The organism is Sphingomonas sp. CFBP 8760, assembly GCF_014841615.1.
Taxonomy (GTDB): Bacteria; Pseudomonadota; Alphaproteobacteria; order Sphingomonadales; family Sphingomonadaceae; genus Sphingomonas.
The window spans coordinates 182,914-195,394 of record NZ_JACYUG010000004.1 but is presented as its reverse complement, the minus strand read 5'-3'; the positions used below and the strand labels follow the sequence as shown (position 1 = coordinate 195,394).

At 67.4% G+C, this 12,481-nt stretch carries 11 protein-coding genes and 2 tRNA genes; 3 read left to right on the top strand and 10 right to left on the bottom strand.

The window, feature by feature from the left end:
* The first annotated feature begins 1 nt into the window (after position 1).
* Positions 2 to 712, top strand: a complete 711-nt coding sequence (locus IFT82_RS07330; protein WP_192125674.1) for an NTP transferase domain-containing protein — start codon at positions 2 to 4, stop codon at positions 710 to 712.
* A 70-nt stretch (positions 713 to 782) separates the two neighbouring features.
* Here the strand turns inward: IFT82_RS07330 and IFT82_RS07325 are convergent, their stop codons facing one another.
* The gene (locus tag IFT82_RS07325; protein WP_192125673.1) at positions 783 to 1,133 is read right to left on the bottom strand and encodes a tRNA-binding protein; all 351 of its coding nucleotides are present in this window, start codon (positions 1,131 to 1,133) and stop codon (positions 783 to 785) included.
* A 3-nt stretch (positions 1,134 to 1,136) separates the two neighbouring features.
* Positions 1,137 to 1,808, bottom strand: coding sequence for a glutathione S-transferase family protein (locus IFT82_RS07320; RefSeq protein WP_192125672.1), 672 nt, complete (start codon positions 1,806 to 1,808; stop codon positions 1,137 to 1,139).
* A gap of 120 nt (positions 1,809 to 1,928) precedes the next feature.
* Here IFT82_RS07320 and IFT82_RS07315 point away from each other — a divergent pair, with 120 nt between their 5' ends.
* Positions 1,929 to 2,459 (top strand): zinc dependent phospholipase C family protein, encoded by a 531-nt coding sequence (locus IFT82_RS07315; protein WP_192125671.1) that lies wholly within the window; start codon positions 1,929 to 1,931, stop codon positions 2,457 to 2,459.
* 28 nt (positions 2,460 to 2,487) lie between these two features.
* Here IFT82_RS07315 and IFT82_RS07310 read toward each other — a convergent pair whose 3' ends face one another.
* The 7 genes from IFT82_RS07310 to IFT82_RS07280 all read right to left on the bottom strand — a co-directional run bounded on the left by IFT82_RS07310 (position 2,488) and on the right by IFT82_RS07280 (position 11,852).
* Complete coding sequence (locus tag IFT82_RS07310) at positions 2,488 to 3,150, bottom strand: GNAT family N-acetyltransferase (protein ID WP_192125670.1); 663 nt, start codon at positions 3,148 to 3,150, stop codon at positions 2,488 to 2,490.
* Between the two features lie 75 nt (positions 3,151 to 3,225).
* Complete coding sequence (gene gltB / locus IFT82_RS07305) at positions 3,226 to 7,731, bottom strand: glutamate synthase large subunit (protein WP_192125669.1); 4,506 nt, start codon at positions 7,729 to 7,731, stop codon at positions 3,226 to 3,228.
* Positions 7,728 to 8,210, bottom strand: a complete 483-nt coding sequence (locus IFT82_RS07300; protein ID WP_192125668.1) for a hypothetical protein — start codon at positions 8,208 to 8,210, stop codon at positions 7,728 to 7,730. The genes gltB and IFT82_RS07300 overlap by 4 nt, the downstream gene beginning before the upstream one ends.
* Positions 8,207 to 8,500 (bottom strand): nucleotidyltransferase domain-containing protein, encoded by a 294-nt coding sequence (locus IFT82_RS07295; protein WP_192125667.1) that lies wholly within the window; start codon positions 8,498 to 8,500, stop codon positions 8,207 to 8,209. Before IFT82_RS07295 ends, IFT82_RS07300 begins: the two co-directional genes overlap by 4 nt.
* A complete protein-coding gene (locus IFT82_RS07290) occupies positions 8,497 to 9,939 on the bottom strand; it encodes an NAD(P)-dependent oxidoreductase (RefSeq protein WP_192125666.1) in 1,443 nt (480 codons plus the stop codon). The genes IFT82_RS07295 and IFT82_RS07290 overlap by 4 nt, the downstream gene beginning before the upstream one ends.
* Before the next feature lie 148 nt (positions 9,940 to 10,087).
* Positions 10,088 to 10,888, bottom strand: a complete 801-nt coding sequence (locus tag IFT82_RS07285; protein WP_192125665.1) for an undecaprenyl-diphosphate phosphatase — start codon at positions 10,886 to 10,888, stop codon at positions 10,088 to 10,090.
* A 28-nt stretch (positions 10,889 to 10,916) separates the two neighbouring features.
* A complete protein-coding gene (locus tag IFT82_RS07280) occupies positions 10,917 to 11,852 on the bottom strand; it encodes a complex I NDUFA9 subunit family protein (protein WP_192125664.1) in 936 nt (311 codons plus the stop codon).
* A 95-nt stretch (positions 11,853 to 11,947) separates the two neighbouring features.
* On the opposite strand from IFT82_RS07280, the gene IFT82_RS07275 reads away from it, so the two are divergent.
* Positions 11,948 to 12,034 (top strand) — tRNA-Leu (locus tag IFT82_RS07275).
* Between the two features lie 343 nt (positions 12,035 to 12,377).
* Here IFT82_RS07275 and IFT82_RS07270 read toward each other — a convergent pair.
* Positions 12,378 to 12,451: transfer RNA gene (locus IFT82_RS07270), tRNA-Gln, on the bottom strand.
* Between the last annotated feature and the right edge of the window lie 30 nt (positions 12,452 to 12,481).

Here is a 12,481-nt window from a genome sequence, read left to right as displayed (position 1 = left end):
TATGCCGATCCGCACCGGCGTGCTGCTCGCCGCCGGGCACGGCACCCGGCTGCGGGGCAGCGCGCCCTACAAGCCGCTCTGCCCCGTCGCCGGCCGGCCGCTGATCGATCACGCGCTGACCGGCATGGCGGAGGCGGGGCTGACCCGCGCGGTCGTCGTGCTGGGTTACGGGGCGGAGGCGATCGCCGCGCATCTGGCGGCGCGCCACTGGCCGCTGGCGGTGGAGACGGTGATGACCCGCGACCACCGCGAGCCCAACGGCGTCTCCGTCCTCGCCGCCGCGCCGGTGCTGGCGGGGGAGCCGGCGGTGCTGGCGATGTGCGACCATCTCGTCACCCCCGCGCTCTATGCCCGTCTCGCCGCCACCGGTACCGGCGGCGGCGCGACCTTGGGCATCGACCGTCGCATCGGCCACCCCTGGGTCGATCCCGACGACGTGACCTGGGTGAAGACCGATGGCGACGCGATCGTCGCGATCGGCAAGGGGCTGGCGGACGCCGACTGCTACGACACCGGCGTCTTCGCGATCGGCCCCCGCCTGTTCGCCGCGCTCGGCAGCCTCGGCGCGCCGTCGCTTACCGACGGGATGCGCCTGCTTGCGGGCGATGGCCGCGCGCGCGTGGTGGATTGCAGCGATCTCGACTGGATCGACGTCGACGACCCCGCCGCGCTGGCCAAGGCGGAGGCGTGGCGGCTGGCGCTGGCGGCGTAGTCCACCCGCGTTCGTCGTTGCGAGCGGCGCGAAGCAATGACGGGATGGGTCGGTCTCTCGCTGTCGTGGCCTAAAACAGCCGCCCGCCGTCCGGCACGCCCTGTGTCGGCGTAATCAGCACCACCTTGCCGCCCGCATCGGGAAAGCCGAGCGTCAGCACCTCCGACATCATCGGCCCGATCTGGCGCGGCGGGAAGTTCACCACCGCCGCCACCTGCCGCCCGACCAGCATGTCGGGCGTGTAATGCTCGGTGATCTGTGCGGACGATCGCTTGCGTCCGATCTCGGAGCCGAAATCGATCGTCAGCCGCAACGCGGGCTTGCGCGCTTCGGGAAACGGCTCGGCCGCGACGATCGTCCCGACGCGGATGTCGACCTTCAGGAAATCGTCGAACGCGATGGTTTCGGCGGGGGTGTCCACGCCTCAGAAATCCAGATTGTCGTAATGGGCGGGCGGGCCGATCATCTCCATCCGCTCGGCCAGCAGCGGGCGGAAGGACGGGCGGCTCTTCAGCCCGCGATACCAGCGCGCGGTCTGGTCATGCCCCTTCCAGTCGATGCCGCCCAGATAGTCCGCGACCGAAATCTGCGCCGCCGCGGTCAGGTCGGCCAGCGTCATCGTCGCGCCGCCCAGCCATTGCCGATGATCGAGCAGGTAATCGGTATAGTCGAGATGCCCGACCGCGGCCTTCATCGCCTCACGCAGCGCCTTGGCATCGGGCGTGGCGCGCTGCGCGATGCGCTTCACCATCCGCTCATGCAGCAGCGGCCCGGTGACGTCGTGATAGAAATGCGTGTCGAACCACGTCACCAGCCGGCGGATCTCGGCCCGGCTGGTCGCGGTGCCGTTGATCATCACCGCCTTGTCGATGGTTTCCTCGAAATACTCGGCGATCGCCATCGAATCGATCAGTAGGATGCCGCGATCGGCATCCACCATCACCGGCGTCTGCCCGGTGGGATTCATGTCGACGAACTCGTCGCGCCGCAGCCAGGGTGACTCGCGGACAAGCTCGTACCCCACGCCCTTTTCACCCAGCAGCAGGCGGACCTTCCGGCTGAAGGGACACAGGGGGAATTGATAAAGCTGCCACATGCCGCACCGTTAGCGTCCCTCCGGCGGAGGCGGAAGGGCCGCAGCGGCGGTTATCGGCATGCGTCGACTATGTTTCGGCATGGCGGACGCTACAGCGGGCGGATGGACGCGGTGCTTTTCATGGCAACGGCAGCGATACTGGTCGCGCTGGGCGATCGCTGGCCGATCCTGCTGCCGGCCGCGGTGCCGGTGGCGGCACTGGCGGGGACGACGCTGCCCGATCTCGACATGACGCTGGGGCTGGGCCACCGCAGCGGCCTGACCCATTCGGTGTTGCCCGTCATCCTGCTGGCGTCGCGACCACGCTGGTGGCCGGTGGCGGCGGGGCTGGCATTGGGCATCGGGCTGCACCTGTCCGCCGACGTGTTCCCCAATGCCATGCGCGGCTTCGCGACGGTGAAGGTGCCGGGCATGGGATCGATCGGGCGCGGCGGATCATGGACATGGCTGGCGGGCAATGCGCTGGCGGCGCTGGCGATCGGTACCATGCTGTTGTGCCGGATCGCGACCGTCCGGATGACGGCGGCAGTGCTGGCGATCGTCGCGGTGATCGGCACGGCCTATCTGTTCGTCACCGATGGCGGTTGGCCGGCACTGCTGGTTTACGGCAGCACCGGCTGGGCGCTGGTGCGGCGGCGGCCTACCGGTTGAAGCATCGCCTACCCATTGCCCGGTCGCGTCACATCATCGATTTTCTCGCCCCGCCGTCTGCGTCGAAGTTGCCGTCATCCAGCCATGCCTCGAACCGTTGCCGCTGTGCGGGCCATTCCGGCTCCAGAAGCGAGAACCAGGCCGTATCGCGTCGACGCCCCTTCACGATGCTGTCGCCCCGCCATGTCCCCTCATAGACGAAGCCGAACCGTCGCGCGGCGCGCATGGACGCCGCGTTAAGGGCATTACAGCGCCACACGACCCGGTGATAACCGAGCGCGAAGGCGTGTTGCATCATCAGGAATATCGCCTCCGTGGCGGCGCGGGTCCGCTGGAGGCGCGGCGAGAACCAAATGCTGCCGATCTCGATCGCGGCATCGGTCTGAACGATGTCGCAAAACGAGGTCCAGCCCTCGGCCTTGCCGCTGGATGTCGGGATGACGGCGAAGAACGGTTGTGGGGCAAGGCCGCCGATCCGTTCGACATGGGCAGCCAGCGCCGCTTCCGTCGGGAAGGGGCCGTATCGCAGATAGGCCCATGACGCGTCCGCCGATCGGGCGGCATCCCACAGGTCGGCGACATGGCGGGCAGCCAATGGTTCGAGCGTGACCGCCCGGCCTGGATGCCGCCGCAACACCGGCAACGTTCGCGTCGCGTCGGCGACGATCGGGCCAAGCGGCATATCGGTCATCGGTACCCCATGGCCCTGCGAGACGGACCGCTTGCCGAGGGACCGGAAGGGGACGGCGTCCCCGTCCGGTCATCCCTATTCCGCCGCCACCAGTTCGACCGTGTCGTCGAGGGGGTGTGCCAGCCGGGTCAGCATCTCCTTCGGCACCACCTGCCAGAAATCGCCGGCCGTGCGCGCCCAGTCGTCGAGCAGGCCCTTCGACCAGCGGCTGTCGGTGGCCTTGGCATGCGCCTCGATCAGATCGCGCAGCACGCCTTCCCAATGCGCCGTGCCCAGCCGGCGCCAGGTGATGCTCTCGGGATTGGCGCGGGCATCGAAACGGCCTTCGGGATCGTAGACGAACGCCATGCCACCGGTCATCCCCGCACCGAAATTGGCACCGACCTGTCCCAGCACCACCGCGATGCCGCCGGTCATGTACTCGCAGCCATTGGCGCCGCAGCCTTCGACCACCACGGTCGCGCCCGAATTGCGTACCGCGAACCGCTCGCCCGCCTGCCCTGCCGCCAGCAGCCGGCCGCTGGTCGCGCCGTACAGCACGGTGTTGCCGATGATCGTGTTCTCTTGGCTGCGCAGCGGCGAGGACACCGCCGGCCGCACGACGATGGTGCCACCCGACAGGCCCTTGCCGACATAGTCGTTGGCATCGCCGAACACCTCCAGCGTGATCCCCTTGCACACGAACGCGCCCAGCGATTGCCCCGCCGACCCGCGCAGGCGGATGGTGACGTGGCCGTCGTTCAGCTTGCTCATCCCGAAGGTGCGGGTGATCTCCGACGACAGGCGCGTGCCGACCGCACGGTGGGTGTTGCGCACCGAATAGGTCAGCTGCATCTTCTCGCCGCGGCTGAACACCGCGGCGGCATCCTTGATGATCTGCGCATCGAGGCTGTCGGGTACCTCGTTACGGAAGGTCGACAGGCTGAACCGGCGCTCGGCATCGGTGGCATCCACCTTGGCGAGGATCGGGTTCAGGTCGAGATCGTCGAGATGCTCCGCCCCGCGATTGACCTGACGGAGGAATTCGGTGCGCCCGATCACCTCGTCCAGCGACCGGCATCCGAGGCGGGCGAGGATGTCGCGCACCTCCTCCGCGATGAAGGTCATCAGGTTGATGACCTTTTCGGGCGTGCCGGTGAACTTGGCGCGCAGCCGCTCGTCCTGCACGCATACGCCGACCGGGCAGGTGTTGCTGTGGCACTGGCGCACCATGATGCAGCCCATCGCCACCAGCGACAGCGTGCCGATGCCGAACTCCTCCGCGCCCAGGATCGCGGCGATCACGATGTCGCGCCCCGTCTTCAACCCGCCATCCGCGCGCAGCCGGATACGCCCGCGCAAGCCGTTCAGCGTCAGCGTCTGGTTGACCTCCGACAGCCCCATTTCCCACGGGGTGCCGGCATATTTGATGCTGGTCTGCGGGCTGGCGCCGGTGCCACCGACATGGCCGGACACCAGGATCACGTCGGCATGCGCCTTCGCCACGCCCGCCGCGACCGTGCCGATGCCGGCTGAGCTGACCAGCTTCACGCAGACGCGCGCGCGCGGATTGATCTGCTTGCAGTCGTAGATGAGCTGCGCAAGATCCTCGATCGAATAGATGTCGTGATGCGGCGGCGGGCTGATGAGCGTGACGCCCGGCGTCGCGTGGCGCAGCTTGGCGATGAACTCCGTCACCTTGAAGCCGGGCAACTGCCCGCCCTCGCCGGGTTTGGCGCCCTGCGCGACCTTGATCTCGATCTCCTCGCAGGCGCCGAGATATTCGGCGGTCACGCCGAACCGGCCGGAGGCGATCTGCTTGACGCCGGAATTGGCATTGTCGCCGTTCGCATAGGGCTTGAAGCGGACGGTATCCTCGCCGCCCTCGCCCGACACCGCCTTGGCCCCGATGCGGTTCATCGCGATCGCCAGCGTCTCGTGCGCCTCGGGCGACAGCGCGCCGAGCGACATGCCGGGCGTCACGAAGCGCTTGCGGATTTCGGTGATCGCCTCGACCTGGTCGATCGCGACACCCTCCGCCGGGAAGTTGAACTGCAACAGGTCGCGCAAGTACACCGGCGGCAGGTCGCTGACCCCGCGCGAGAATTGCAGATAGCTGGAATAGCTGTCGGTCGCGACGGCGGTTTGCAGCAGGTGCATCAGCTGCGCGGAATAGGCGTGCGTCTCCCCGTCCGCGCGCTGGCGATAGAAACCGCCGATCGGCAGCGTCGCGACCGCACTGTCGAACGCCGCCTCGTGCCGGATCATCGCCGACAGGTGGAGCGAGGTGTAGCCCTCGCCCGAAATCTTCGCCGGCATCCCCGGGAACAGGTCGTTGACCAGCGCGCGCGACAGGCCGACCGCCTCGAAGTTATAGCCGCCGCGATAGGACGAGATCACCGCGATGCCCATCTTCGAGATGATCTTGAGGATGCCCTCCTCCACCGCGATCCGGTGGCGGGTCAGGCATTCGTCCAGCGTCAGCGCCCCGAACAGGCCGCGGGTATGCCGGTCGACGATCGATGCCTCGGCCAGATAGGCGTTCACCGTCGTCGCCCCGACACCGATCAGCACCGCATAATAATGCGTGTCGAGACATTCGGCGCTGCGCACGTTGATCGACGCGTAGGAACGCAGACCCCGCCGGACGAGGTGGGTGTGGACGGCGGCCGCCGCCAGCACGCCGGCGATCGCGACCCGGTCCTCCGACACATGCTCGTCGGTCAGGAACAGTTCCGACCGGCCCTCGCGCACCGCCTGCTCGGCCTGGTTGCGAATGCGCTGGATCGCGGCGCGCAGGCGATCGGGGCCACCATCCGCCTCGAACGTGCAGTCGATCTCCGCCGCCGACCGGCCGAAATGCGCCTTCAGCCGTTCCCAGTGCGCGCCGGTCAGCACCGGCGAATCGAGTACCAGCACCTTCTCGCGCTGGTCGCGCACGTCGAGGATGTTGGCGAGGTTGCCGAACCGCGTCTTCAGCGACATCACATGGCGTTCGCGCAACGGATCGATCGGCGGGTTCGTCACCTGCGAGAAGTTCTGGCGGAAGAACTGGCTGATAAGGCGCGGCTTGTCGGAGATCACGGCGAGCGGCGTATCGTCGCCCATCGATCCGATCGCTTCCTTGGCGACATCGACCATCGGCGACAGGATCAGTTCCATGTCCTCCATCGTCTGGCCAGCGGCGACCTGACGGCGGGCGAGCTCGGCGCGGGAGAAGCGCACCGTCGCCTCGTCGCCGGCGGGGGGCAGGTCCTTCAGCGTCAGGAACTCGCCGGTCATCGCGGCATAATCCTGCTCGCCCGAAATCCGGTCCTTGATCGCGCGGTCCTCCAGCACGATGCCTTCCTGCAGGTCGACCGCGATCATCTGCCCCGGTCCCAGCCGGCCCTTGGCGACGATGGTCGATTCCGGCACGACGACCATGCCGCTTTCCGATCCGACGATCAGCAGGCCGTCATTGGTGCGGGTGTAGCGCAGCGGGCGCAGCGCGTTGCGGTCCATGCCCGCCACCGCCCAGCGGCCGTCGGTCATCGCCAGCGCGGCGGGCCCGTCCCACGGCTCCATGACGGAGGCGAGATACTGGTACATCGCGGCATGATCGGCGGGCATGTCGTCACTCGCCGCTTCGGGCACCAGCATCAGCTTGGCGGTGGGTGCATCGCGGCCGGAGCGGCAGATCGCCTCGAACACGGCGTCCAGCGCGGCGGTGTCGGACGCGCCGGCCGGGATCACCGGCTTGATGTCCTCCGAATTGTCGCCGAACGCGATCGACGCCATGCGGATCTCGTGGCTCAGCATCCAGTTCTTGTTGCCGCGGATCGTGTTGACCTCGCCGTTATGCGCCAGACAGCGGAACGGCTGCGCCAGCCACCATTGCGGGAAGGTGTTGGTCGAATAACGCTGGTGGAAGATCGCGACGCGGCTCTCGAACCGCTGGTCCTGCAGATCGGGGTAGAAGATCGACAGGCTTTCGGCGAGGAACAGGCCCTTGTACACGATCGACCGTGCCGACAGCGAACAGATGTAGAACCCCTGGATCTGCGCGGCGATGATCCGCTTTTCGATGCGGCGGCGGACGAGGTACAGGTTCTTCTCGAACTCCGCCTCGTCCTGATCCGCCGGCAGCGGGCCGGCGATCATGATCTGCTCGATCTCCGGCCGGGTCGCCTGCGCCTTCAGCCCGATGACCGACACGTCGACGGGCACCTGCCGCCAGCCATAGATGGTGTAGCCCGCCTCGATGATCGCCGATTCGACGATCGTCCGGCACGTCTCCTGCGCGCCCAGATCGGTGCGCGGCAGGAATATCTGGCCGACCGCCAGCCGGTTCGGCCGCACCTTGTGGCCGGAACCCGCGATGGCGTCGTCGAAGAAGCGCAACGGCAGGTCGAGATGGATGCCCGCGCCGTCACCGGTCTTGCCGTCGGCATCCACCGCGCCGCGATGCCACACCGCCTTCAGCGCATCGATCGCCGACTGCACGACCCGGCGCGACGGTCGCCCGTCGGTCGCCGCGACGAGGCCGACGCCGCAAGCGTCCGATTCGAAATCGGGACGGTACATGCCGTGTTCGGCGAGATAGGCGTGCTGGTCAGTCATGGTATCAATTTCTCCGCACGGAGGGTCATGATCGTCTGGTGGGTGGCCGCGATCAGAACAGGCAGGTCCGACCATGCGCGATTGGCACGCTGCGCCCGTGCGACGACGTTGGTCGGATAATCGTGTACCAGGATGTTGCGGGTGGCGCCGATTTCGATCCATCGGTCGGCGCTCTCGATCCCGCCTAGCGCTTCGACCCGCCGAAACTGGTTCTGCGCGGACAATCCCGCGACCGTCTCTCCCGACAGGAAAAGAAGACCGCGAAAGAGCTTCCGGCTGGTCAGGTCATAAAGCTGCTCGAACATCCGCAACAGCGCGTGCAGCCGCTCCCAGGGATCATCGTCCCATTCCGACAGTGCCGTCGCATCGGCCGGCAGGAGCGTCGCCATGCGACGTGCCAGTCGCTCCAGATGCGCGGCCAGCTGTTCGGCCGCCTGCGCCGCCTCGACCGTCGCGTCACGCACCTCGTCGCGCGTCACAGGACGATCCCCTCGCGGCGGGCCGCCCGGTCGATCCAGCGATCCTCGCCCCGCGCCGCGACGACGACGTCGATCTGTTCCTCGTCCAGCGCCTTCCACAGCAGGCTGCGGAAGCGTACCTCGTGATCGACATCGGCCTTGTCCTGCGCCGTCTCGACATGCAGGTCGATATCGCCGCCCCGGCGATCGTCGTCGGTACGGCTGCCGAACAGCCGGATGACGGCATCATCGCCGAAGGCGCTGGCAGCCGCCACCTTGATGGCGTCCACCTGCTCCTCGGTCAACCTCACGCCGCCACCTTCTCGGCCCGCGCCTTCGCCTTCAGCCATTTGTGCATCGATGCGGCCACGTCGCGGCCGTCGCGGATCGCCCACACCACCAGGCTGGCACCGCGAACGATGTCGCCCGCCGCGAATACGCCGTCGAGGCTGGTCATCAACGTCTTGCCGTCGACCAGCACCGTGCCCCAGCGGCTGACACCCAGTTCGGGCGCGCCCCACAGGGTCGGCAGGTCCTCCGCGTCGAAGCCCAACGCCTTGATGACCAGATCGGCGTCGAGCGTGAGGCCGGCGCCCGGATCGACCTCCGGCGCGCGGCGGCCGCTGGCGTCGGGCGCACCCAGGCGCATCCGGCTGGCGCGGACCGTGCTGACCTGGCCTTCGCCATCGAAGCCGAGCGGGGCGGAAAGCCAGACGAACTCTGCGCCTTCCTCCTCGGCATTGGCTACTTCGCGCTGGCTGCCGGGCATGTTGGCGCGGTCCCGGCGATAGAGGCATTTGACCGAGGCAGCACCCTGACGGATCGCGGTACGGACGCAGTCCATCGCGGTATCCCCCCCGCCGATCACGACGACGTTGCGCCCGGCCGCATCCAGCCGGCCGTCGTCGAATGCCGGCACCGCATCGCCGAAGCTCTTGCGGTTGGAGGCGGTCAGATAATCGAGCGCGGCGACGACGCCGGGCGTCTCGTTGCCGGTCACGTCGACCTGCCGCGCCTTGTACACGCCCGTCGCGATCAGCAGTGCGTCATGCTGCCGGCGCAACGCGTCCAGCGTCGCATCCTCGCCGACCGCAAAGCCGTAGTGGAACTCGATCCCCGCCGCCGCCAGCCGTTCGATGCGGCGCATCACCACGGGCTTTTCCAGCTTGAAGCCGGGGATGCCATAGGTCAGCAGGCCGCCGGCGCGGTCATGCCGGTCGTAGACATGGACGTCGTACCCATGGCCGCGCAGATACTCCGCCGCGGTCAGCCCGGCCGGGCCGGCGCCGATCACCGCCACCGATTGCCCGCGCGAAGGACCGACCACGACCGGCTCGACCCAACCCTCCGCCCAGGCGGTATCGGTGATGAACTTCTCGACCGAACCGATCGTCACCGCGCCGTGGCCGGAGAACTCGATCACGCAATTACCCTCGCACAACCGGTCCTGCGGGCAGATGCGGCCGCAGATTTCGGGCATGGTCGAGGTGCTGTTCGACAGCTCATACGCTTCGCGGAGCCGCCCTTCCGCGGTCAGGCGCAGCCAATCCGGGATATGATTGTGCAGCGGGCAATGCACCGAGCAATAGGGCACGCCACATTGCGAACAGCGCGACGCCTGATCCTCGGCATCGGGCACCGCATAGCGATCCGCGATCTCGCGGAAATCCGCGGCGCGCAGATCGGCGGCACGCTTCGCCGGATAGGACTGACCTTCGGTGACGAACTTCAGCATCGGGTTGTCCGCCATGCCGTATCTCCGCTCGATAATTACCCGAACGGCCCTACAACGGACAACAATCGACCTCAAGTAAGCATTACTTACCTATTTACAGGAAATCCCCGCTCAGGCCCCCTCAATAAAAAGAAGGGGCCTGAATTTAGTAACCGAAGCGGACCTACCTGCCGTACAGGAACAGCAGGGCCAGTGCTCCGGCGATGATTCGATACCAGGCGAAGGGCGCGAATCCGTGTTTCGTGACCACCGCCATGAAGGCCTTCACCACCACCAGCGCGACGACGAACGACACGACAAAGCCGATCGCGATCAGTTCCAGCCCCGCCCCGGTGATCGCGTCACGATGCTTGACCATCTGGAGCACGGTCGCTCCCGTCAGGGTCGGCAAAGCCAGGAAAAAACTGAACTCGGCAGCCGTGCGGCGATCGATGCCCAGCGACATCGCCCCCATGATCGTCGCGCCCGACCGGCTGACCCCCGGGATCATCGCCAGACACTGGACCACCCCGATCTTCGCGGACTGGATGGCGGATACGCCGGCGATGCCGCCCACGGCCTGCGTCTTGGCCAGCCGCTCGACGATCAGGATCGCGACGCCGCCGACGATCAGGGCCCAGGCCACCACGACGGCGTTTTCCAGCAACGCCTCGATCTGGTCGTTGAAGGCCAGCCCCAGCGCCACGGCCGGCACGAACGCGATCAGCAGATTGCGGACGAACGCGACCGAGTTCGGCTCGCGCTTCACCAATCCCGCCAGCACCGCCATGAAGGTGCGCCAGTACAGCACGACGATGGCGAGGATCGCACCCGGCTGGATCGCGATGTTGAACACCGCCCAGCGCGACGCGTCATAGCCCATCAGTTCGGTCGCCAGCACCAGATGCCCGGTCGACGAGACGGGCAGGAATTCCGTCACCCCTTCGACGATGCCGAGCAGGATGGCGACGAGATAATCGGTCAACGGCCATGCTCCGGACACGGGGAAAGCGTCACAACGCCTGCTCGACGGTGCGACGGCCGAACCGGCCCTGCTGGCGGAACCGGACCAGCCATTCCGGCGCGGCGGCGGCCAGCGGCGTGGCCGCGACGCCGAGCGCGGCCAGCCCTTCCGCCCCTGCGCCCACGACATTGTCCTGCTGGAGCATCAGCCACTGGTCGCGCGTGATCGGCCCGCCCGGCACCTTGGCGAGCAGCGCGCCGATCGCATCGGGCAGTTCCAGCACCTGCGGCGAACGCCCGATCGCATCGGCGATGAAGCGGATCAGTTCGCCCATCGAGATCACGTCGGGGCCGCCCAGTTCGTAGACATGGCCGCCGAACCGGCCGGGATCGCCCGCCGCCACGGCGATCGCCTCGCCCAGGTCGCCCGCGAAGATCGGCTGGAAACGGACGGGTGCGCGCAGCACCGGCACCACCGGGCTGGCCGCGATCATCCCGGCGAAGCGATTGACGAACTGGTCCTCGCGCCCGAACACGATCGAGGGGCGGAGGATCGTCGCCTGTGCGAATGCCTCGCGCACCGCCGCCTCGCCCTCGCCCTTGCTGCGGCCATAGGCGGCGGCACTGCCGGGGTCGGCCCCGATCGCGGAGACATGGACCAGCGCCCCGGCGCCGGCCCGCGCCGCCGCCACCGCGACGGTGCGGGCGCCGTCGACATGGACGCGGTCCATCGCCCCGCCCATCACGCCGACCAGGTTGACGACCACGTCCGCGCCCGCGACGGCACGGGCCACGGTGTCGGGCCGGGTCACGTCGGCGGCGACGAACTGCGTCTGGCCCAGGCCACCCTGCGTCTTCAGGAACCAGGCATGGCGCGGATCGCGCTGCGCCACCCGTACCCGCGCGCCGGCATTGAGCAGCGCCCGGACCGCATAGCGTCCGACGAACCCTCCGCCGCCGATCAGCGTCACCAGCTTGTTCTTCATGATTTGCATCCCGATGCGGTTTTCTGGCCTTTGCCGATCACAACGGCTGTTGACAAGGCTCCTGCACCGCCCCTAAAGCCCGCCACCTACCCCGTGCCCAGATGGCGGAATTGGTAGACGCACCAGCTTCAGGTGCTGGCGATCGCAAGGTCGTGGAGGTTCGAGTCCTCTTCTGGGCACCATTTCTCCTGCTACAGGCAGTAGAGGTTGTTACGTTTTCCTGTGATGGGTTGTGATGATCACCCCGCAGGGGCCCCCATGTTGCTTACCAGATAGCAGCGACCATTGGTGGACAGTAGCGTACTGTTCCGGCCGACCTACGCCACCCCCTACCGATGCCTCAAATCATAGCAGTCGACGGCTTGCCGTCCACGTTTGCCATGGAAAAACCGTGTCGCGTGAACAGACCGGTCGCCCCGGCCGATGGACGAAAATCATCGGATTCGACCGGAAAGCGATAGGGGCGCAAAATACCGGTGCCGGCCCCCGATGAGGACCCTAACCTGTCAAAATATCTGGGAAATATGGATGCCCGACAAGGACTCGAACCTTGATTGACGGAGTCAGAGTCCGCTCTCTTACCATTAGAGGATCGGGCAATCGAAGCGCGCCTCTAGGCCGGGCGGGGC